The sequence below is a fragment of the Acidicapsa borealis genome (assembly GCF_059115245.1).
The window spans coordinates 2,608,551-2,631,126 of the sequence record NZ_JCACNY010000001.1; the positions used below are offsets into that span (position 1 = coordinate 2,608,551).

General features: G+C 58.8%; 15 protein-coding genes and 1 tRNA gene. 8 read left to right on the top strand and 8 right to left on the bottom strand.

Annotated elements, in window-relative coordinates; translation table 11 throughout:
• Nucleotides 1-28 precede the first annotated feature (28 nt).
• Genes AC5S27_RS10825 through phnX form a run of 3 tightly spaced genes read left to right on the top strand, consistent with a single transcriptional unit; the run spans nucleotide 29 to nucleotide 2,908 of the window.
• Nucleotides 29-952 (top strand): 2-deoxy-5-keto-D-gluconate 6-phosphate aldolase domain-containing protein, encoded by a 924-nt coding sequence (locus AC5S27_RS10825; RefSeq protein ID WP_493934580.1) that lies wholly within the window; start codon nucleotides 29-31, stop codon nucleotides 950-952.
• On the top strand, nucleotides 949-2,094 hold the full coding sequence (locus tag AC5S27_RS10830) for a TIGR03364 family FAD-dependent oxidoreductase (RefSeq protein WP_493934581.1): 1,146 nt from the start codon (nucleotides 949-951) through the stop codon (nucleotides 2,092-2,094). Before AC5S27_RS10825 ends, AC5S27_RS10830 begins: the two co-directional genes overlap by 4 nt.
• A complete protein-coding gene (gene phnX, locus AC5S27_RS10835) occupies nucleotides 2,087-2,908 on the top strand; it encodes a phosphonoacetaldehyde hydrolase (protein WP_493934582.1) in 822 nt (273 codons plus the stop codon). The genes AC5S27_RS10830 and phnX overlap by 8 nt, the downstream gene beginning before the upstream one ends.
• Before the next feature lie 13 nt (nucleotides 2,909-2,921).
• Here the strand turns inward: phnX and ribA are convergent, their stop codons facing one another.
• The gene (ribA, locus tag AC5S27_RS10840; RefSeq protein ID WP_493934583.1) at nucleotides 2,922-3,581 is read right to left on the bottom strand and encodes a GTP cyclohydrolase II; all 660 of its coding nucleotides are present in this window, start codon (nucleotides 3,579-3,581) and stop codon (nucleotides 2,922-2,924) included.
• Between the two features lie 118 nt (nucleotides 3,582-3,699).
• Here ribA and AC5S27_RS10845 point away from each other — a divergent pair, with 118 nt between their 5' ends.
• A complete protein-coding gene (locus AC5S27_RS10845; RefSeq protein WP_493934584.1) occupies nucleotides 3,700-4,995 on the top strand; it encodes a sensor histidine kinase in 1,296 nt (431 codons plus the stop codon).
• Between the two features lie 27 nt (nucleotides 4,996-5,022).
• Here AC5S27_RS10845 and bshA read toward each other — a convergent pair whose 3' ends face one another.
• Nucleotides 5,023-6,168, bottom strand: a complete 1,146-nt coding sequence (gene bshA / locus AC5S27_RS10850) for an N-acetyl-alpha-D-glucosaminyl L-malate synthase BshA (protein ID WP_493934585.1) — start codon at nucleotides 6,166-6,168, stop codon at nucleotides 5,023-5,025.
• Between the two features lie 26 nt (nucleotides 6,169-6,194).
• Nucleotides 6,195-7,049, bottom strand: coding sequence for a ChbG/HpnK family deacetylase (locus AC5S27_RS10855; RefSeq protein ID WP_493934586.1), 855 nt, complete (start codon nucleotides 7,047-7,049; stop codon nucleotides 6,195-6,197).
• A gap of 123 nt (nucleotides 7,050-7,172) precedes the next feature.
• On the opposite strand from AC5S27_RS10855, the gene AC5S27_RS10860 reads away from it, so the two are divergent.
• Both AC5S27_RS10860 and AC5S27_RS10865 read left to right on the top strand, forming a co-directional pair.
• Nucleotides 7,173-7,249 (top strand) — tRNA-Val (locus tag AC5S27_RS10860).
• Between the two features lie 340 nt (nucleotides 7,250-7,589).
• Nucleotides 7,590-11,225: an outer membrane beta-barrel protein gene (locus AC5S27_RS10865; protein ID WP_493934587.1), complete on the top strand. Its 3,636-nt coding sequence runs from the start codon at nucleotides 7,590-7,592 to the stop codon at nucleotides 11,223-11,225.
• Nucleotides 11,226-11,378: 153 nt separating this feature from the next.
• On the opposite strand, the gene AC5S27_RS10870 is transcribed toward AC5S27_RS10865, so the two are convergent.
• Nucleotides 11,379-12,965, bottom strand: a complete 1,587-nt coding sequence (locus AC5S27_RS10870; RefSeq protein WP_493934588.1) for an alpha-L-fucosidase — start codon at nucleotides 12,963-12,965, stop codon at nucleotides 11,379-11,381.
• Nucleotides 12,966-13,085: 120 nt separating this feature from the next.
• On the opposite strand from AC5S27_RS10870, the gene AC5S27_RS10875 reads away from it, so the two are divergent.
• Nucleotides 13,086-13,289, top strand: a complete 204-nt coding sequence (locus AC5S27_RS10875) for a hypothetical protein (RefSeq protein WP_493934589.1) — start codon at nucleotides 13,086-13,088, stop codon at nucleotides 13,287-13,289.
• Here the strand turns inward: AC5S27_RS10875 and AC5S27_RS10880 are convergent.
• The 3 genes from AC5S27_RS10880 to AC5S27_RS10890 form a co-directional block, all read right to left on the bottom strand.
• Nucleotides 13,247-14,056: a hypothetical protein gene (locus AC5S27_RS10880; RefSeq protein WP_493934590.1), complete on the bottom strand. Its 810-nt coding sequence runs from the start codon at nucleotides 14,054-14,056 to the stop codon at nucleotides 13,247-13,249. The genes AC5S27_RS10875 and AC5S27_RS10880 overlap by 43 nt on opposite strands.
• Nucleotides 14,057-14,064: 8 nt before the next feature.
• Complete coding sequence (locus AC5S27_RS10885) at nucleotides 14,065-15,213, bottom strand: hypothetical protein (protein WP_493934591.1); 1,149 nt, start codon at nucleotides 15,211-15,213, stop codon at nucleotides 14,065-14,067.
• A gap of 139 nt (nucleotides 15,214-15,352) precedes the next feature.
• Nucleotides 15,353-19,015 carry a choice-of-anchor D domain-containing protein gene (locus tag AC5S27_RS10890; protein ID WP_493934592.1) on the bottom strand — a complete coding sequence of 1,221 codons (3,663 nt, stop codon included), beginning with the start codon at nucleotides 19,013-19,015 and terminating at the stop codon, nucleotides 15,353-15,355.
• A gap of 421 nt (nucleotides 19,016-19,436) precedes the next feature.
• Here AC5S27_RS10890 and AC5S27_RS10895 point away from each other — a divergent pair, with 421 nt between their 5' ends.
• Complete coding sequence (locus AC5S27_RS10895) at nucleotides 19,437-21,815, top strand: winged helix-turn-helix domain-containing protein (protein WP_493934593.1); 2,379 nt, start codon at nucleotides 19,437-19,439, stop codon at nucleotides 21,813-21,815.
• 90 nt (nucleotides 21,816-21,905) lie between these two features.
• Here the strand turns inward: AC5S27_RS10895 and AC5S27_RS10900 are convergent, their stop codons facing one another.
• Nucleotides 21,906-22,571, bottom strand: coding sequence for an outer membrane protein (locus AC5S27_RS10900; protein WP_493934594.1), 666 nt, complete (start codon nucleotides 22,569-22,571; stop codon nucleotides 21,906-21,908).
• Nucleotides 22,572-22,576: the final 5 nt, after the last annotated feature.

A 22,576-nucleotide genomic window follows, 5' to 3' on the forward strand; every position in this document is an offset into this window, starting at 1 on the left:
TGACACTCTAAGAGTCTGAGGAGATGACATGACCCCACGCGGATTCACCCAGCCACTTTACGTACTTCCTTTTGATCATCGCGGTTCTTTCCAGACGAAGATGTTCGGTTGGACGGGTGCTCTCACCTCGGCACAGACATCCGAGATTGCCGCAACCAAGCACGTGATCTACGAGGGTTTTCTCAAGGCGGTAGAAGACGGCGTTGCGCCCTCAAAGGCCGCCATTCTGGTTGACGAACAATTCGGCACAGCGATTTTGAATGACGCTGCTGAAAAGGGCTTCCATTTTGCGATGGCGGTGGAAAAGAGCGGCCAGGAAGAGTTCGATTTTGAATACGGCGAGGACTTTGCTGCGCACATCGAGAAGTTCAAACCGACGTTTGCCAAGGTGTTGGTCCGCTATAACCCGGGTGGAGACGCGAAGGTCAACGCGGAGCAGGCTGCGCGCCTCAAACGGCTCTCAGATTACCTCCAGCAAGCTGCCGGCAGCCTGTTTATGTTTGAGCTGCTGGTGCCGGCGGAGAAGGCGCAATTGGACTCGGTGCATGGCGACAAGAAAGCGTACGACCTGGAGCTTCGACCGACGCTGATGGTGCGCGCGCTTGAAGAGCTGCAGGCAGCGGGCGTTGAGCCGGATGTTTGGAAGATCGAAGGGCTCGATCGGCGCGAAGACTGCGAGCGGATCGTGGCGGTTGCGAAAAAGGATGGGCGTGACAATGTGGGCTGTATCATCCTTGGACGCGGCGAAAATGACGCCAAGGTGCGCGAATGGCTGACTACGGCAGCGTCGGTCCCTGGCTTCATCGGTTTCGCGGTGGGCCGCACGGACTTCTGGGATCCGCTGATCAACTGGCGCGCTGCGAAGATTACCCGGGATGAAGCGATTGGACAGATTGCCTCGCGCTATCGCGAGTTTGTGGACTTGTTTGAAGCGGCGCGGAAGGGTGAATGAGCGGTAAGTCGTTCGATGTAGCGATTGTCGGCGCGGGCATTCTCGGTTTGGCACATGCGTATCTTGCAGCCAGGGCTGGGAAGTCCGTTGCTGTTTTCGAGAAGCACCCCAGGGCTTCGGGCGCTTCGGTGCGCAATTTCGGCATGGTGTGGCCGATCGGGCAGCCCGCCGGCGCAATGCTCGATCTGGCGCTGCGCAGCCGCGAACTATGGCTTGAAGTGCTCCATGCGGCGAAATTGCCGTATCGCAACACTGGCTCTCTGCACCTCGCTTATCGCGAGGACGAGTCAGCCGTGGTGAAGGAGTTTGCCCAGGCTGGGCCGGGGCTGGGATATGACTGCTGCTGGCTTTCGAGAGATCAGGTTCTGGAAAAGTCGCATGCTGTGCAGCCTTTTGATTTGCTGGGAGGGCTTTGGAGCGGGACTGAGTTGACCGTTGATCCTCGTCAGATACTGCAGGCTTTGCCTTTGTATTTGGCTGAGGCTCTGGGAGTGCAGTTTCACTTTGAAACGCTTGTTCAGTCGATTGAACTGCCTGCCATTCGGACGACCAGGGGTGACTGGCATGCGGAGACAGTGATCGTCTGTAGCGGGGAAGATTTTCAGTCTCTCTATTCCGAGCTGTACGCTTCCAGCGGGCTCACACGGTGCAAACTGCAGATGATGCGCACCGCTCCGCAACCGGGTGACTGGCAACTCGGACCTTCGCTGGCGGCGGGGCTCACGTTGCGCTTCTACCCGGCGTTTCAGGTGTGCGGCACGCTCGCCGAATTGGCACGGCGCATCGCGGACGAGACGCCCGAGTTCGATCGCTGGGGCATCCATGCCCTGGTCTCGCAGACTGCTGATGGAGCGCTCACGCTTGGCGACTCGCACCAGTATGGGCTGGATGTTGATATCTTCAATCGTCAGGAGATTGACGATCTGATTCTGAACTATACGCAGCAATTTCTGCGCGCGCCGGATTGGACGATTGCAGAGCGATGGTATGGCGTGTACGCGAAGCATCCCGACAAGCCTCTCGTAAGGATGGAGCCGGGGCCGGGCGTGCGTATCGTTGCTTCGCCCGGCGGGTCGGGCATGACGTTGTCTTTCGGCGTAGCCGAGAAAACTCTCATCGAATTAGGAATCGTGCATGGTTAATCCAACATCCTCGCCGATCCCCGCGGTGTTTCTCGACTGGGCTGGCACAGTGGTCGATCACGGAAGCATTGCGCCGGTGAAAGCAATTGAAGATATTTTTGCTGAGGCAGGTATTCCGGTCGACCGCGCGCTGGTGCGCAAGTATATGGGGCTGGCCAAGCGCGACCATATCCGCAAGCTGCTGGAAGAGCCTGAGGTTGAAGAGCGTTGGAAAGCGCTGCGTCCTGGCCTCTCTCGGGAAGCCGAGGTGGACCGGCTCTACGCGCAGTTTGAACCACGCATGATGGAGCGGCTGGCTGGGTATGCCGAATTGATCTCAGGTGCAGTGGAGACGGTGACAGCGCTGCGCGCGCGAGGCATCAAGATTGCCGGAACGACGGGGTATACGCGTCCCATGCTTGCTCAACTGGAAACATTGGCTGCGAAACAGGGCTACCGGACAGATCTTTCGCTGACGCCGGAAGACGTGGGAGCGGGGCGCCCTTATCCGTGGATGTGCTTTAAACTGGCGATCGATCTGCAGATCTATCCGCTCTCATCCTGCGTAAAGATCGGGGATACGCCGTCGGATATGGAGGAGGGTCGCAACGCGGGTATGTGGACGATCGGGCTGACCCGAAGCGGCAACTCAGTCGGCCTCACCGAAGAGGAATGGCATCACCTGAGCACAGAGGAACAAGGGACGCTCCTGGCTCGCGCGGCAGCGGAGTTAAGCGACGCTGGAGCGCACTCTACGGCGCAGAGTATCGCCGACGTGATGCCAATCCTGGAAGAGGTGGAGCAGAGGATCAAGGCAGGCGAACGGCCCGATTGAGGCTCTTACGGAACTAAACCGCGGATTCCACATGCGAATCCAGGATATGGCCCATCTTCTCCTGCTTCGTCTTCATGTACTTCTCGAACGTGTCTTGGGGCACGACCTCCGCGGAAACGCGTTCCGTTACGGTGATGCCACCGTCTTCGAGGGCAGCGACCTTCTCAGGATTGTTGGTGATGAGGCGTACGGCTGAAACATTCAGCAGCTTGAGAACCTCGGCGGGCAACTCGAACTGGCGGCAATCCGCGGCGTAGCCGAGCTCTTCATTCGCTTCAACGGTGTCGCGTCCGTGGTCCTGAAGCTCGTACGCGCGCAGCTTGGCCATCAGACCAATGCCGCGGCCTTCCTGCTGTTCGTAGAGCAGGATCCCGGCGCCCTCCTGCGAAATCTTGCTCAGCGCCAACTCCAGCTGGAGGCGGCAGTCGCAACGCAGGGAGCCGAATACATCGCCGGTCAGACATTGGGAGTGAATCCGCACCAGAGGTGGCGCCGAATGGATATCACCCATTACCAGCGCAACCAGCCCTTCAACGCGCTTGCCGTGCCTCGCTGACTCTTCGCAGCAGGGACGCGGCTCAGGCAAATGGCCCTCGAAGCCGAGAATTCTGAAGTGTCCCCAACGAGTGGGGAAGTCTGCGTCTGCTACTTTCACTACGCTATCGAATGCCATGTTCTCATTTTACGACTTTGTGCGGAAGCCGGCTTGTCGCAGTGCTTCTGCGTGATTGGATGAGCTGGCCCGGACGTTCGATTCGTGCATCGCGCACGGCACACGATAGAGTAGTTCCGTGGCGGACGACAAACTCATACTGATCACCCTGCTGGTGAAGCTGGGTGTCGCAGCTTCGGTGGCCAGCGCACTGGCGCGCTCGCGGTCGTTCCAGCGCCTGCTCTTTGCCGAGCACCGCCGCCCCCGTCAAACCATCTCATTGCTGGCTTTCTTCCTGATCCCGCTCACGCTCGGCGTGTGGGTGCGCACCACAGTTCCAAACTTCCTTGCCGCTGACATCTCCTTCGAAACGGTAACGCTGCTGGGCCTGCTTCTTGGTCCGGGATGGGCCGTGGTCAGCGCCGTCGTGCTTTCCCTGCCGGCGGTCCTCCTCAAGCATGAATATCTCGCGCCACCATTTTTGTGCGCGGTGGGGCTGATCGCGGGGACCTTCGGCGCCTGGGTTGAGAAGGAGGAGATCTGGTCTTTCACACCTTTTGTCGATCTCAGCGTGTATCGCTGGGTGCGCCGCAATCTGCGCCAGCCCAAGTTCGACCGCCAGATTCTGCTGCTTGTGCTCATCACCGGTATGGAAGTGGCGCATGTGTGGCTGTCCAGCGCCTATCCTCACCGCCTCTTTGCGCTGGATTCCGATTCCGACTGGCTGCAGGTGCTGGTGTGGTTGTGCGCGCCGGTTGTCGTGGGCATCATGCTCAAGGTGTGGAACGCACTCCGCATTGAACTCAAGCTGGAAGAGCAGAAGCGGCTTGTGCTGGAAGCGCGCCTCGATGCGCTGCAACGCCAGATCAATCCGCACTTCCTCTTCAATACGCTCAACTCGATTGGCTCGCTCGTTCGCTTCCGCCCTGACCTGGCGCGCGAGATGATCGTCAAGCTGGCTAACCTCTTACGCGCCCTGCTCAAAGATCACGATACCTACGTACCACTGCGGGATGAGATGCGCTTCACGGACGATTACCTCGATATCGAGGTCGTACGCTTTGGTTCGGAAAAGCTTCGCGTCGTGAAAGACCTCGATGCGCGGACGCTTGACGTGCTCGTGCCCAGCATCCTGCTACAACCGCTGATCGAGAACAGCATCAAGCACGGTCTCGAACCACGGATCCAGGGCGGCACCGTGACCATTCGAAGCCGGATGGAGGGCAGCAATGTCATTGTCGAAGTCGAGGACGACGGGGTGGGGATCGCCCTGAAACCTCCGTCAGCACTGAATCGCGAAGGCAACGGCATCGGCATGAAGAATGTGCAGGAGCGGCTCGAAGTTCTCTACGGTGCCAGGGCCAGATTCACCGTTGTCTCGCGGCCAGGGCGGGGAACGCTCGTCTCCATCGAGCTTCCGGCAGAGATTGAGTGAACCGCAAATCAGCTGAGTGACAACCATCTACTTGTTCAGCAGCGACTCGTAGAAACTGACATAGCGCGGCACAATGCGTGTCGAGCAGAAGCGATCCTGCGCTGTCTTGCGCGCTGCCCTGCGCATCGCTTGATGGCGCTCGCGATCACTCAGCAGGGCAATCGATGCTGCCGCCATCGCGTCCACGTCGCCCACTCGAAAGAGCAAGCCGTCGATGCCGTCGGTGATCAGCTCAGGTACGCCACCGACTGTTGTCGCGATTGCAGGAGTCTGGCAGGCCATCGCTTCCAGAGCCGCGAGTCCGAAGGACTCCATCTCGCTCGGCATCAGCATCAGGTCGGCGAGCGGCAACAGTTCATGGACACGATCCTGCTTGCCGAGAAAATGAATGCGGTCGTGAATCCCCAGCGAATGTGCCAGCCATTCCGCAGTGGAACGATCCGGGCCATCGCCGATCAGCGCCAGCCGCGCCGGTAGCACCTTCGCCACTCGCGCAAAGACCTGCACTACGTCTGCCACGCGCTTGACTGGTCGGAAATTGGAAAGATGCGTCAGGAGGAATTCATCCGGCTCAGCCAGCCTGGCGCGAGCCTTTGCTCGGACATTCGCATCGCTTTCCGCGTACGGTTTGTAGACATCGCAGTTGACGAAGTTATGCACCACTTCAATCGGGCTGGTGATGCCGAAGCTGGACTCGGTCACCTCCTTGAGATAGGCAGAGATGCTGGTCACTCCATCGCTCTGCTGGATCGCATACTTGGTGATGGGAAGATAGCTGCGGTCCATGCCGACCAGCGTAATATCGGTGCCGTGCAGCGTCGTGACGAAGGGCAAATGCTTGCCGCGCTCGGCCAGCATCTGACGCGCCAGCAGGGCGCTGACGGAATGCGGAATCGCGTAGTGCACATGCAGGATATCGAGGTGGTAATACTCGGCTACCTCCGCCATACGCGAAGCCAAAGCGAGATCGTAGGGAGGAAACTCAAACAGCGGATAATTCGACACCGGAACTTCGTGGTAGTAGATGCCGGTTTCACGCCCCGTCAGGCGGAAGGGTTGCGAATAGCTGACGAAGTGCACTTCATGCCCGAGTGCCGCGAGTTCAATGCCAAGTTCCGTTGCCACTACGCCGCTGCCGCCGTAGGTGGGATAACACGTGATTCCGATACGCATGCGGCGAGGGCTCCGAGGAGGATCTGTCAGTTCGTTGGATGCAGCTGACCATAGTGAAGAAGCTGAATATCCGACGAAGAGTTGAGTGCCTGAAGCGCGTCCATCTCCGTCTCACGCGAGGCTAACAGCCGGGTACGCGCATTGGCCAGATCGCCGTCGTTGTAACCAGGGTGGGCGACAAGTTCCCATGTTCCATCGGGCATCTGCGGCAGCAGGGCATCAACCGTCTTCCGGTCCAGCGTGCCGGTTGCCAAAACCCCTACAGCGCCCTGTGTCGTGATGAATCCCTCTTCAGCAACGATGCGATGAAAAGCCGGCTCCAGCAGCCGCAGCAGATGCACCTGTGTCCGCCGCATCAGTGGCGCCCCCGGGGTTGCAGCAAGGCTCCATCGTGCTTCGAAGGGATTGCGCACCGAGCGAATCCCTGCCGCTCGGGCGGCTCGCAGCACTGGCCGCAGCACCTTGGGGAACATGTGCGTGTGTTTATGCGTGTCGACGTGCGTCAACTTTAGCCCACGATCCTGAAGCCGGGCGATCTGCGCTGCTGCCTCCGCTTCAAACTCCGCGGCGGGAATGTGATCCCCAAAGAGATCATTCACAAATCTGCCTAATGTGGGCCGAAACTGGCCGTTGATCGGATCCACCAGCCAGGGAATGTCCCGGCGTGGGTCCAGTATTGGCTGGCCGTCCACCAGCACGATGTGGCAGCCGACCCCCAGCGTAGGATGGGCAAGGGCGAGCGCAATGGCCTCGTCGGTCGCCGCCGCTTTTGCCATCAAAGTAGCGCTTGTCAGGACTCCGCGCTGGTGCAGCTCAATCACCGCGCGGTTGACGCCGGAGGTAAGTCCAAAATCATCCGCATTGACGATAAGCCGCTTCACTTCCCTGAGTTTAGCAACCCGGCCGCGCCCGGCCGTGAGCCGTCAGAGCAAGGTCGCCGATTTCCGAAATCGCTGGTATGATGAAGAAACGGGCTTGCCAGAGCCCATAGATTTGCCCGGAGTGGGCTGATAGCTCAGTTGGTTAGAGCGCCTGCCTTACAAGCAGGATGTCGGGGGTTCGAGTCCCTCTCGGCCCACCATAAAAAATAAAAGACTTAAAATGCCTGACTGATCAACCCTCTTCTCACCGTCTGGTCGTCTCTTCAACCGGCAATTTGGTTTTTGCCAGGGCTAAGGCTTGGGTTATGGCGACCGTCGGAAGCTCCAGCGCCCTCCGCTTCGAGCGAGCCAGCTCAAGAGGCTAGGACTCGGGCAAAAATCATTCCGGAATGGGACATTTGAGATCGTTGCTTGCCAAAAACTGCAACTGGTGTATAAGGGCTATATTGCCGATCAACTTGCGGGGCGCAACGAGGCCCAGTACGCTCTTCCTCGCAATATCCCATGAGTCCCGGCGAAGCATCTTTCTATGGAGCCGCCATGTCCCGTTCATTGCTCGTTCGGCTGCGAACCGTGTCTGCATTCGTCGTTAGCTTTTTGATGCTGACTGCCTTGTCGTTTGGACAGGGATATTTCGGCACTGTCAGTGGACTAGTCACCGATCCTTCGGGGGCGTTGATTCCGAACGCCAAGGTGACTCTTGTCGACCAGAACAAGGGTTTTCATTTCGACGGCAAGAGCGACGAGGCCGGAAGGTATCTCTTCCGCGCCGTGCCGCCCGGTGTATACACCGTCTCCGCTGAGGCTCCAGGTTTCAAAAAAGAGGAAAAGACCAACATCCGCGTCAATATCAGCGAGAATCCAGCGGCCAACCTTCGATTGAAAATCGGCTCTACGCAATCGGTGGAGGTGAACGCGACCGATGAGCACTTGGACGTGGACGATGCTACGACGGGTGTGGCGGTCGGTCGGAATTTCATCAATAGCCTGCCGTCTATCGACCGCTATGTGCTGGACTTGACGTCTCTGGCGCCGGGGGTCACCGGAGTTGACGACCAGTGCGGCACTGGATGTACCGGCACCAATTTCGTCTCCAACGGTAGCCGTAACTCGACAGCCGACGTGCTCATGGACGGCGCGACGATCACCAACTTCGAGCCCAACGGCGGCGTAACGCAGGTGACGTATGTGCCATCATCGGAAGCTGTAGAAGAGTTGCGTGTGGAGCAATCGAACTTCAGTGCGGAGTACGGCTTCTCCGGCGGTTCGGTGGTCAACATGGTCACCCGTTCGGGAACCAATCAGTTCCACGGGGAAGTCTACGATTTCGCTCGCAACACCATCACCGACGCCAACAACTGGTTCAGTAATTACTACGGCGATCCGCTGCCGCCGGTGCATCGGCAAAATTTCGGTGGTGTCCTCGGTGGTCCGATATGGCGCAACAAGCTTTTCTTTTTCGTGGACTACGACGGAACGCGGCAGAGCAACGCCGGCAACTACCAGGCTGGAGTGCCGTCCGATGCCGAGCGCAATAACGGCGACTTTGGGGAGGTTTGTTCCAACGCCGGTGGCACGTTCGACGCACAGGGTATGTGTTCTGTTGCAGCGGGCCAGATTTGGGATCCATATGTGGCAACTTATGTCTCCACCGACCAAGGCGCAGGCCCGTTACGCAGCAACTTCATTCCGTTTAACAATATGGGCACCTACACCAGCCCAGGCAACCCATATGCAAACCTGCCGGCCGGTCCCGGCAACCTGATCGACCCAGTCGCGCAGAAGATGATGAAGCTCTTCCCGGCGGCTCAGGCATCGGTGCTTGCGCAGAGCGGGACGATCTACCATAACTGGAATGCCACGGGCGCAAGCTCCTCGCCAAACGACCAGTACGACGTCAAAATGGACTATCAGATCAACCCCAGGAATCTGCTTAGCGTCAAGTATTCCGACCAGTGGACCAGCGCAGTGTCTTTCAACTGCTTCGGCAACTTCGTCGATCCGTGCTCCAGCGGCCCAAACAAGGGAACATCGCACCTTGTCTCAATCAACGACACTCATACGTTCAGCCCGAAATTACAACTGACCACGATCTTCGGATTCACGCGCGGCACGGAGAATATCGATGCTTACAATGGCGCCGGCGGTGTGAAAGATCCGCTGGCCGCATTGGGCTTCCCTGGGTACCTCAACTCCAATGGCTTCCCCGGGGTTCCGGCAATTTTTATCAGCACGTACTACTCAGCCGGATTCACAAGCTTGGGCGGCGACCCCTATGGCAACTACAGGCAAGGCCAGGATACCGCGCAGATCACGGAGGCCTTGGATCGGGTGATCGGCCCGCATGACCTCAAAGTTGGCTTTGAAGGTCGCCTGCACCAGATGAATTACATCCAGACGAATGCGCCGGAAGGCATCTTCAACTTCGACAACTCCGGCTCGGCGGGTTGCCCGTTTACATACGCTGCATGCGGCGGCGATGCGATGGCCAGCTTCATGATGGGGCAGGTCTCGCTCAGCAACACCGGCTACTATGAGATCCAGGACCGGCCCGCGACCGAAGATCACCAGTTTGCGGTTTACGGGCAGGATAACTGGAAGGTGAATCCCAAGCTGACGCTGAATCTCGGGATGCGTTACGACGCCTCCATTCCGCGCACAGACCGTCACAACAGGCAGAACTGGTTTGACCCGACGGCAAGATACAGCATTGGAGGCATCCCGGCAGTGGGCGGCGAGAGGTTCGCCAGTTCCGGCGAGCGTCACATGGTCAACACCGACTGGAGAGACATTCAACCGCGCTTTGGTTTCGCCTATCTGCTTGCACCCAAGCTGGTTCTGCGCGGGGGATTCGGCATTTACTATTCGCAGTCGCGCAACGGCGCAAGCGGCGTCACTCCCTACGGCTCGCAGGGCTATAACGAGTCGACCAGCATGATCCCAACCTACAACAACGATGGCGCCACCGCGTACCTGCACCTGAGCAACCCCTACCCAGGCGGCCTCAACCAGCCGCCCGGCAACACGCTGGGGTTGCTAAACGATGTTGGCCTGGGAGCTACCGGCCCGCTGCGCAACATGGTTGCCACGCCCTATGAGGAGAGTTGGAGCTTTGGGTTCGAGCACCAGCTCCCGTCCAACATGAAGTTCAGCCTTTCCTATATTGGCAAGAAGGGAGTGCATCTCTACTTCTCCGGTGCCAACTACATCAATCATCTCGGGCCAGAGGTAGAGAGTTACTCGCCGGACCAGGTCGCCAATCTCTTCAACTACGTCGATAATCCCTACGCCAGCGCCATCACCAATCCCAATAGCTGCCTGTCTTCTCCGCAGGTACCACAGTTCCAGTTGCAGGAGCCTTATCCGCAGTTCTCCTGCGGCGGCGTCTCGACCGAGGCACATCCGATCGCGTGGTCGATCTACCACGGGATGCAGGCAGTCTTCGAGAAGAGCTATTCAAACGGCATGCAGATCCTGGCGACCTATACCTGGTCGAAGTCGATGGACGACTCTTCGGTTCCCGACGACAACACGACCTTTCTCGGCAGCTTTACCAGCCTGCAGGACCCGAACAAGCCATGGCTTGAAAAGAGCCTTTCCACTTTCGACTTTCCCCAGGTCTTTCAAGTGAGCTATACCTACGAACTGCCAGTCGGCCGCAAGAGGCTCCTTGGAGGCAATATGCCAAGGTGGGCAGACGCGCTGATCGGTGGATGGAAGACGAACGGGATCTGGCGAGCCAGCGATGGTCGTCCGCTCAACTTCGGAACCTACGACGGGACTTCTCTGCCGACCTACGGAGGACAGCGGCCAAACCGTGTGGCCAGGCCAATTCGTACCCGCGGCAAAGACTCGGTGTGGATCAACGGGTACATAGCAAATCCCAGTTCGCTAGTGCTGCCGGCACCGTATACGCTGGGCAACGTTCCTCGGGCTGACGGAGAGATCCGTACGCCGGGCTCCTTCCAGGTTTCAGCAAGCGTGAACAAGGTCTTTGCCCTCTCCAGCGCTCACGAAGGCCTGACGATGGAGCTGCGTCTCGAAGCTCAGAATGTGTTCAACCATCCAGTCTTTGGAACGCCGGATCAATCGATCGACGACCCGAACTTCGGCGTCATCTCCTACACCTCGAACGCAGCGCGACAGATGCAGCTGGCAGCGAAGATCAACTTCTAACCGAGTCGCGCAATTACGAAAACATCGAGGCCCGGAGCGATCCGGGCCTTTTTGCGTTACGGATGTAGGGAAGTGGCCGCACATAGCATGGCAATGGCAGGTAGCAAGTAATCCATCGCGCAGTGATAAGAACATCGAAGGCCAACATTCTGTCTAAACGAAATTGATGCGCAGGCCAATCCCGATGTCTGCGGCTGCGGGTTTGGTCGGAGGCAGGGTTACTCGGAGGCCGCTGGAGTCCTGTTTGAATTTAAGAGCTTCGTCACGGCCGAGCAGGCGAACGTCTGTGGCCTTTGCTGGTTTTTGGGGACTGTTGGTGCCCAGAGCTTCAAGCACAACTTCGCTGGAGCCGCTTGCCGGCCATCCCTGGACTAGCGCGTAGAGTGTTTTGCCCTTAACCGTGTAGCGTACGTCGCGCACGCCAAGGTCCGGCTTTTCGTCCTCAGTGGGATCGAATTCCTTGCCGTTCTTGGGAATGACGACCTTGGTAGCTGGACCCTCGCCGTAAACCGTCCAGGGGCGGGTGCCGAAAATGCCTTCACTGTTAACGGACATCCACTCAGTGACGCCAGCAAGGGTTTTCAGTTCTTCTGCATCGGGTTCGCCGGATGCGGGTAGCGGAATGTTCAGCAGCAGGTTGCCGTTCTTGCTGACGATATCGACGAGCAGGTCGATGACCTTCTTTGCCGATTTGTACTGGGCACCTTCCTTGTAGTGCCACTGGCCAATGCACGTGTCGGTCTGCCAGGGCTTGGGGGAGATATCGTCGAGGACGCCGCGCTCGCGGTCGAGAGCGCAGGTACCTGTAACGCAATCGCTGCCGGTCTTGCTGAAATATACGGTCTCGGTATGGCCTTGGGACGAGACGGGACCGACATTGTAGGCTTCAGCAACGGTGCCGAGGCCGTACTCTTCCATCGGAATGCCGCCATCGGTGTAAAGCAAATCGGGCTGGTGCTGGTCAACGAGATCCTTGATGCGGTTGAAGTACTGGAGCTTCCACCAGTCGGGAGTCTTACGCGACATCGGTTCCTCGGCCACGGTGTGAGCGTAGTTGGCGGGCTCATGACTGAAGTCATGGTAGAGATCGGCGTACTCTGCGTTCTGGCCGTCGTAGGCAACGCCCGCATACTGACCCTTGGTGTCGGCTAAATGAGACGGCGCGAGCCAGTTGTAGCTGTTGGAGAGGTGCTCGGAGACACCGAAGCGGAGGCCGCGCTTGCGAGCAGCCGCAGCCCAGAGGCCAACTACGTCTTTCCTGGGACCGGAAGCGACGGCGTTCCAGCGAGGCTGGTACTTGGAGTTCCAGAGGTCGAAGTTGTCATGGTGCACGCCCATGGAGAAGAAGTACTTGGCGCCGGCCTTCTGGTAGAGATCCATCAAATGTTCGGGGTCCCATTTGTCTGCGGTGAAGAGATGGACGAGGTCTTTATAGCCGACTTTGGACTGTGGACCGAAGCGCTTGACGTGATACTCGTACTGCTCGCTGCCTTCGATGTACATGTTGCGGGCGTACCAGTCGCCATCGCCGACGGCAGACTGCGGACCCCAATGCGACCAGATGCCAAACTTGGCGTCGCCGAACCACTCAGGAAGGACGTAGGACTTCAGCGAATCGCGGGTGTTGCTGAAGCGGCCAGGAGTGACCTGTATCGCTGACTGGCCGAAGGCCTTCGAAATTGCCATGGACGAAGCGGCGGCGCTGAACAACTGTATGGCTTGGCGACGGGTAAATTTCATGTGGAAGAGTCCTCGACTGGAACGAACGGTCGAAGCATAAAGCATTTACGTTACCGTTGACTACAAGTAGTTTGAGGGAGGATGAGATCGAGTGTGAGGTGCCTGCCGCGCAGACACCGGATGACACTTGCAGTTCACGATGTCAAGATCGTTTCGCCCCGAGCATCTGCGCGGCTGTACCGGGCCGCCGCCCTCCTGTTTGTTACGGGATATGGCAACGACTACGCGATTTCCGGCAGTGCTACGGGATGCCACCCTTCGCACCACGAGCCCGAAGGCGATCATATCCCCATCATGGAACGAATTGAGCCTCCTGCGTTCTGAGCGTACTGACGCACTCCTACACCGGATTCGAACACGCCGCTCCTATTAAGGAACAAGCGCAGCGATCGCGTTCTCTGGTTTGCCACGATTACCGCGGGAACGGACCAGGCGCTCCACGGATCACCATTGAAATTCACTCCTCTCTGTTGCGCTTTGATGGAGTAGCTGCCGCCCGGGACCGATGCAAAGGTAAACACGGGTTGATCGCTGTCCTGTTGCGGCTGGTCGACTCCCTCATAAGTCACAATGATGTGATAGTGATCGACGGGACTGATCGTTGCGATGACCGTGACATCGATCCGGTCATGGCTGGTCAGGGTCATGGGGATGGACACAGCTTCGATGTTTGGCGGTGGAATGCCATTGCCCGGCGGAACCGGCGGATAGGTGATCGAAAAAACGCCCTCCGTCGCGAAGGTATCCCACGGTTGAGCTTCCCCACTGGCATCGAGCATGGTGTCGGTCAGAACGCCATCCTCTAGTGTGCGAGGCGCAACTCCGAGATAGAGCGATGGAATGCGATCGAAGGCGGGCGTGGTGATTGTCAACAGGCTCTGGCCTGCCGGTTGGCTGGCGATCCGATTGCCGAGGTCGAACAGAGCGGCGTCCGAACCGAATTGCCGGTAGATCTCGACCCGGTCCGGCTGTACTGCTCCCAACTTCCATCGGGCAGTGAAGCTGACCATCAGGGCGCCCGAGTGATCGTAGCTAGCAGTGGGTCGTGACACCGTGACATCGACGAGATAGGGCAGACTGTTATCGCTCATGGGGACTCCTATTGCAGCGTCACGAGGATGGGGATCAACCCTACGCCCTCGGTAAGTGGCTTCAACGCCTTGCCAATGATGGCCCCGGCTCTCTTTGTCCGGTCTCCTGCCCGCATGGCGTGGCCGGCAAGCGAGGAACTCGTGAGTAGATCGCCTGCCCGGATCGGGAACCGGGTCGCATCGGCCTTGCAGAAGACCTTCCCCACCAGGGCGACTTGCGCTTCGGCTGCGTTGTCCTGCCGGTTGTCGAGAACCATCGCGGGCCGGAAGTATCCTGCGCCAGAAACGACTCCGGCCACGCGCGTGTCGTACTCGGACTGGCAGTTCTGGATCTGCCCGCATTCGGTCAGGACGACCACCGAACCTGGGTCCACGGTTTCGCCCGGAGACGACGTAAATCTCTCCGCAAGATCGGCGAAGACCACATCCCCTCCGCTCTGCACTGTCATCGTTCCGCCCAGGGTGAACGGGCCGTTGACCTCGGCGCTGCCGTTGAACTGCACCGGGCCATCGACGCGCAGCGCGGAGCGTTCGCTCTGCACATAGACCTCGCCGTTGATCCTTACCCCACCTTCGAAGAATCCGGCGAGCCAGCCGCCCTTCCCGTGGACGCCAACCCCGTTCGCGCTGATCCCGGAGACACCGGTAAACTCGTCGCACTGGCCGATCACTCCCCAGCCGAACTTGTCATTGATGCCGAAGACGCCTGCGCTGTCATTGCCTGTGGTGGCGCCACGAACTCCGTGAAATTGAGTGCTCTCGGCGACAACTCCAATATGACTCTGGCTGAATCCATAGACGCCGATACCGCCCGGATTCTGGCTGGTGCCAACGACGCCACGCTGGCCCGTGCCGACCACGCCGTCTCCAGCGGCCGTTTCGCCTGAAACGCCAACCTTGTCACTCCGTCCCGTGACGCCCCAGCCCTGGCCATCGTTGATCCCAATCACACCGGCATTGTTCGGATCGTGACAAACACCATAGATCGCATGAAACTGGCTGCTTTCCCCGGCAACGCCGGCATTGGTTACGCTGACTCCGGAGACACCCTGGTAAGCATTGCTGGAGCCTTTGACTCCAATGCCTCCGGCTGTGTTGCTGCCATAGACACCGGGAACGCTTGCATTCGTCGAATCGCCTTCTAAGGGTGGGTTCATTGTTCTATCCTCCTTTGGGTTTGCAATGGAATTCTCTCGACTGTTCCCGACGCGAAGGACACCGGGCGTAGCGGCGACTTTCCTTACAAGCCGCCGCTTGCACAGAATTGATCCCGTAGCGAGGGGCATCAGGGCCGGCTTAGTCCACCGTCAGCGTGACGGTAGTCGTATGCGCGTCCGTGCCGCTGGTTGCGGTGATGGTGATCGTTGAGGTTACCGGTTTCCTGGAGTGGCCCCCGCAGCCGCTCAGCGCAGCGGCTGTTCCGAGCAAGCCCAGCATCAGGAAGACCAGAAGCAGTCTCCCGGATCGCTGGAGGCGGCGGCGCAGGGGCAAGGTGAAAAAGAGCAATCCGAGGGACAGCGGCGCGGCTGGCCAGAGCGGACGGCTCTCGTTACTTGCGGTTGAGGACGAGGTTTGAATGGTAAGTTCCGCGTTCGCCGTACCGCTACCCGGGGTGACAGACGCAGGCGTGAAGCTGGCGGTCGCGCCGGTTGGCAAGCCGGAGGCAGTCAGGATGACAGCGCTGTTGTACGGGCCTCCAGTGGTGCCGATCTGGACCGAGAACTGCGCGGCCGATCCGTGCTTCACTGAAGCCGTGGCAGGGCTGACGCTCACGGTGAATTCACCTTGGGGAGGGGCAGTTCCCGTGCCGGAAAGTGATACCGATTGGGGAGATCCGGCGGCGTTGTCGGAGATGAGCAGTTCGCCAGAGAGCGAACCCGTGGCGGTGGGCGAGAACATTACGCTAACGGTGCAGTTTGCACCGGCCGCAAGGGTGCTGGCGCAGGTAGTGGTTGCAGCGTAGTTTGTCGAGGCGATGCCCGCGGCCATGGAAGAAATCCCAGCCGCAGCTGGCTTAGTTTCAGACAGGCTGATGGAGATGTTGCTGAGTGTCGCGTTGCCCGAGTTGGTAATCGTAACTGTCTTCGCGGTGCTGCTGGTACCAGTGGTCTGATTCCCAAACGCCAGGGAAGTGGGGCTTAGCGCAACGACTGGGGCTGGGGGTACGGTGCCGGTTCCACTCAGAGCAATGAGAGCCGGCGAACCAGATGCATCGGTTGCAATGGCGACAGACGCAGAGTAAGCTGCCGCGGCCGCCGGGGTGAAAGTGACGGAGATTGTGCAGCTTGCGCCCGCAGCCAGGGTGGCACCGCAGTTGTTAGTCTGGGCAAAGTCGGCCGGGTTTGCGCCCGTAATCGAAATGCCGGTGATATGGAGCACCGAGTGGCCGTTGTTGGTCAGTGTAGAAGACTGGGCCGAACTGGTGGTTCCCTCTGTCTGATTGGCGAAGTTCAGCGAACTCGCAGAGAGCGATGTTCCAGGGAACTGAAGCGTATAGGTACCGGAGGCGACGGCACTGTTTTCATAACCGCCCAGCTTGCCGATCGCTTTCAACGTTGTACCGGTTGTCGCAATCGTGATCGGCCCCGAGTATAGCGCTCCGTTGGCGGGATCGGACCCGTCGGTCGTGTAGTAGATCTGGGCTCCCGTCGAGGTGGACCCCAGGCTGATCTTCTGGTCGCCCGAGTACGTTCCGCCCGGCGGCGTCAGCGTTGGCGTGGCGACCTGCAGCGTATATGTGGCGGAAGCGACAGCGCTGTTCGCGTCCCCAGCGGCGATGGCAATTGCCTTGAGCGTCGTGGCATTCTGCGAGACGGCGACAGGAGAGCTATAGAGCCTGGAACCGGCGCTGGGTGTGGACCCATCGGTGGTGTAGTAGATCTTGGCGCCCGCGGTGCTGTCAGTGATCGTGACGGATTGGTTCGCGTAGTACGTGCCGGTCGCCGGTGTCAGAACTGGAGTTGCGGTGGTAATGGCCTGAATGCCCGTACCGCTCACGGCGAAGGTCGTGGTTGTTGTCATGTTACTGTCTGCGGGAATGGCACTGACCACCGTGATGGTCGCGGTGTAGGCCTTCGCCGAAGTGGGTGAAAAGGTCACGCTGAGCTGGCAGCTTTGTCCTGGAGAGTAGCTGGAGGTGCAATTCCCCGCAGTGACCGCGAATGCCGGGTCACTGGACGCTATCGATTGGATTTGAGAGGATTCGTTGTAACCCTCAGCCGTCAGGGTTTCAGTCTTTGCGGCGCTGGTGGTACCCGTATTTTGCGAACCGAAACTCAGGGTCGCAGGCGTGGCCACGTTGTAGATGCCAACCGACGTGCCCGTGACCGAAATGGTGGAAATTGCGTTCGATGCATTCAGCGAATTGGACTTGACGGTGATCGTTCCGGAAAACTTGCCCGGATGCGCCGGGGTGAACTTCGCCACGATCTGGCAGACTGCTCCAGCCGCAATCTGGATGCCAGGGGCGCAGTGATTGGTCTGGGTGGCATCCAGGCTGAAATCCGTATCGTCCAGGTTGAAATCCGAGATGGCGAGCGGCTCATTGCCGCCGTTGTAGATCGCGCCCGCCTCGGCGCTGCTGGTCGAGCCAATCACTACGTCGCCAAAATCGATCACCGTGCTCGAGTGCGAGCGGTCGACCACGTCCAGCGTTGTGTAGTTCGAGATGTTGACCGTGCCATCGGGTCCGACCGAGACACCCAAAGGCGAAGACTCAGTATCGATTGCTGAGATCGGCGTGGAGTAATCCGAGGGCGAGAGGATCGCGACCCCACCGGTTGGGTTATAGCGCGTGGCATAGAGGGTACCGGCGGCATCCACTGCCAGCCCATCGCTGGCACCGACGGTGTTCACTTCCGTCTGATTGCCAGCAGCGGTGAGTTCATTGATGGTGTAGCCGCTCACGAAGATGTCCTTGGCCGCGTCCACCGTCATCTGGTAGTCCTGATTGACCGACGGGTTGACATGCGTGGTCGCCGTGGTGCCATCTGGCTTAAATTCCCAAAGCAACTGGGTGTCCTGGTTCAGCACAAAGAGGCTGCCCGACACGCTGAAAGCCGAGGCATACCAGTAGTCGCTGGAAGGCAGTGTGTATGTGCCCTGGATGCCTTGCACCGTGTCATAGGTGATCATCTGGTTGCCGAATGAGGTCTGGATGTAAAGTACCCCGGCCCCATCGAGCGAGAAGCTGTATATATACGGACTACGGGTCAGGGGGAGGGTCGAGATTGCGCCCGCCTTGGTCACCACACCGATATCGTGATTGTAGGTAAGAACATACAGGGTGCCATCTTCATCCGTTTGTGACTGATAGATGTACTGGCCGGGAAAGGGCGTGGATGACACGATGCTCGACTCAGCCTGGGTAAAAGCAAAGGGCGCCTGACCAACGCCGCCAAGCAGAACCGTCGCCAGCCGTGTCGTGCCGTCGCTGAGGAAGATGGCATCCTTGCGGCCACCCGGATAGATGGGTACAAACTTGACGGGTACCGAACAGGTCTCGCCGGTTCCGCTGGCAGTGCAGGTCACCGTTCCAATCGTGTAGTTGAGGCCAAAATGCAAGGTGGCGGTCGGGGTAAAGCTACCCGAGTAACCGGAGACCGCGAAGGTCGCGGTCAAGGTCTGGGCGGAAGCAGGAGCCACCCCTACGGCAGCTGGATTGAAGGTAAGGACCGGTGGCGTAGGCCCGGTAGCAGTCACCCCCATCGGATGAGCCAGCCGCTGGTTCGCTCGTGCAGTTTCCTGCTCCGCCGCACCCAGGTAGCGAGCTGTGACGCCCGTGAAAGCAACGGATTGAGTCTCCTGTGCGCACAGGGGCTGCGACAGCGCGGCTAACAGCGACAGCACCGCGGCAATCAAAAAAGCGAAACTCCTTGGGGATGCGAAATTCCGAAGGGATGGAAAGGAGCCAATGTATTCCTGCTCTCTTGCGTCGGTTTGAGTCTTCTCGTTCTTCACCGTGGTTCTCCATACAAAAGGTTGATAAAGCTGCTCGTCGGTTCCCCTGCACGATTCCCTCGGGCTTGGGAGTTAATCTTCCAACTGATCCGGGAGGATCGGTGGTGCTGCTTGACCCTCCGTAATCGCCTGATCTGGATGCTCGGCCTCGCCTGGCCTGTTCTCGGACGAGCCTTGGCCGGTTGATCGAGGACGAACCAGCAGGACTCGCTCCTCCCACTCGAAAGTGACAACGCGGCGCGTGGTGACCGGCCGGTGCAACTTCGAAGGAGCAGAGAAAAGCAAACTTGCCCGCCGGTGTAGCCATTGATAAAGTCGAAGCATTCATGCCTCGTAAATTTCTGGGTGCGATTATGTGACCCATCGCTACCGGACACCAGTGACAGGTTGTGACAACTTCTGACAGAACGTGAATTGGCCTATGGCGTTGATAAATAACGAACTTCTGACATTCGGGGAGTTCCGTATCGACATTCCTGCGCGGAGTCTGCAACGAAATTCCGTTCCTGTCCTTCTCAGTCGGCGCGCCTTCGACGTTCTCCTCTACCTCGCCCAGAACCCAGGAAGGGTCGTTTCCAAAGAAGAACTCCTGAAAAACATCTGGGCGGATTCCTTTGTCGATGAGAGCAGTCTCACGCAAAGCATCTCGGCACTCCGCAAAGCCCTCCGCGACCAGCCGGGAGAGAACGACTTCATCCTGACCCTCGCCGGCCGGGGTTACCAGTTCGTCGCTCCGGTGCAATCGATCGGGAAATCCCTTTCAGAACAATCGGTCCCCGACTCTCGACCATCACCGTGGCCCGCGCCGGAGGACACCGGAAGCACAGATGTTCTTTTTCAGGAGCGAACCCTTCGCACCAGCGTGATCACCGAGGAAACGAAATACCCCTCTCTGGCCGCTGCAAGGTCAATCAGGATCTTCGTTTCTCTGGCGTTTCTGGTCCTTGCAGCTGCGCTGGTCGCCGGGATCCTGGCGTGGAAACGTGCTTCGCTGCTCAAGAAAACGGCGAGCGAACCCGTGACCGCGGTCCTGGCGGACTTTGAAAATACCACCGGCGAGGCTAAATACGACTACGCCCTCAATCAAGCGCTCCAGATCGACCTGGAACAGTCTCCCCACCTGGAGATCCTTTCCAGGACGAAAATTCAGGAGACGCTAGCCGAGATGCAGCGGGAGAAAGCCGAGCCTTTCACTCCCACGCTGGCTCGCGAAGTCTGCCAACGAAACAACGCCCTGGTGGTGTTGCATGGTTTGATTTCAAAGTTTGGCGGCAAGTACCTGGTTCTTCTGAATGCCGACAGCTGCGTCACCGGTAAGTCCGTTGCTGGAGATAAAACCGTCGCCAACTCGGAGGAGGAGGTTCTGAATTCTCTCGACACCGTTGCTGGACAAGTGCGTCGAGAACTGGGTGAGTCGGCCGCTTCGCTCGACCGCTACAAGCTTCCCATCGTGCAGGCCACGACACCTTCACTCATAGCCTTGAAGACCTACTCCGAAGCGCAGGAGAGTTTCCGCCGAGGTGATATGAAAGCCGCTCAGACCTTGCTCGACCGCGCAATCGGATTCGACCCTAACTTTGCCTCGGCCTACCGGATCTTGGGCTTGAGCTATTACAGCCTTTCGGACTACCGAAAGGCCTCTGAGTTTTTCAAGAAGGCTTTTGACTTGCGCCAACGTACCACGGAGCGCGAACGGTTGAGTATCGAGACGATGTACTACGCTTATTCAATCAATGATTTGGAAGAAGCGATCCGCCGTAGCCGTCAGTTCCTGCAGATCTATCCAGACGTCGCCGAGAGCTGGAGAACCTTGTGCGATCTTCTGACGCAGTTGGGACAATATCCCGCGGCGGTCGATGCCGGTGAACACGCTCTGCGCCTTGACCCCCACTCAGGTGTTGCTTCTGTGGTGCTGGCTCGCGCTTATCTGCGCGCCAACCGCTTCGCCGATGCCGCGCGGATCGCTCAGGCAGCAGTCGCCGAGGGGAAAGACGATTGGGAGATACACAGCATCCTCTTTCAGATCGCCTTCGCGCAGGGAGACGCTGCGGCCATCAAGTCGGAGGGTGAGTGGGGGCTATCGCATCAGCACGCGAACACCTCACTGTATTACTCGGGGTTCGCTGCTATGGCGCGCGGTCGAATGCATGAAGCAGCGGAATGCTTTTCCCGGGCGCGGGCCGAATCCCTGAGAAATGACGAAACGGAATTCGCGAACGAGGTTCTGCTTGACTCCACCTCAATGTGGATTGAGATGGCAGACAAAGCCCGGGCCGCGGCAAATCTGAAAGAACTGAGACCAGAGATGGGTGATCCAGGCGACGTGGCTTTTGTTCAAGCCTCAAACGGCGATACTGCTCCCGCAAGGCAGTTCCTGGCATCAGGATCGATCAATCCACGCGACACGATTGGTAACTACGTTAACCTGCCTATTCTCCGCGCTGTTCTAGCTCTGAACGACCATCAGCCTGCGGCTGCAGTCCAGCTCCTGGAACCAGCCCGTCCCTATCAGTTGCGCGATTACAGTGTGCTCTATTGGAGAGCGCGGGCAGAGACTGAAGCTAAAATGCTCGAACCCGCCGCCGCAGACTATCGGCTTATCCTCGATCATCCGGGAGTCAATCCGATTTCACCTGAGTACTCCCTCGCGCGCCTGAATCTTGCCCGCGTTCTGGTCCTGCAAAACAACATCGCACCTGCACGCGAGGAATACAGAAAGCTCCTAGACGCCTGGAAAGATGCAGATCCGGATTTCGCGCTGCTGCAGGAAGCCAACCGGGAGTTCAGCAAACTTCACTGAACAGGCGGCGAGCTGTACGCGTCGAGCAGCACCCTGATCAGAGTGCTGCTCGACGCATGAAGCTTATCAGCTGAAATGGACGCCGCTGCTTTATCGCCGTCCCAGCCGGAAGGCGATACCCGTACTGAAACGTAGATTGTTCTGATGGTCGTTGACGCCGTTCGTAGTGGTGGTGAGCAGATAGTCAGCTTCGACGACGCGGATGGAAAAGCGTCTACCAAGCCGATAATCCAGCCCTCCGCCAACCTGGCTGGCGAAGTTGAGGGTTGAGTCTTTCGCTGCCGGAGTGTCACCCTCGACCAGCGAGCCGCTGGCGTTAGCGACGCCGATGAGGATCTGGCCGAACGGGCTCCATTTGTGAGCAGGCATGGGCCTGTATCGTATGCCTCCTGTCAGCGCCAACAGGGTAAGGTCGTACGTGGCTGCACTTCCCGATGAGGCTCGCCGCTTGATCAACACGGATGTGTCCGCCGGGCTGCTTCCTGTGATGGAGGATGTGTGTGTGACCGTCGCATCGAAGACGGCAGCAAAATGCGGCGAACGAAATGGCTGCGCGAGAGACAAGCTGCCGCCGTTGAGCGAGAAGCAGTCGCAATCTCCCGGAGGCGCGTTGGAGCGGACGTAGGTGTATTCGAAAGCAATCTCGGGGGAGGGATGGCTTTCCATTGCTGGCTTGGCTTGCGCACGCAACTGCGACGGAGCGACTGCCATTGTCAGGGACACGAGGATGAGGAGAGAAGTAATTCGGTTCGTCACGTTAC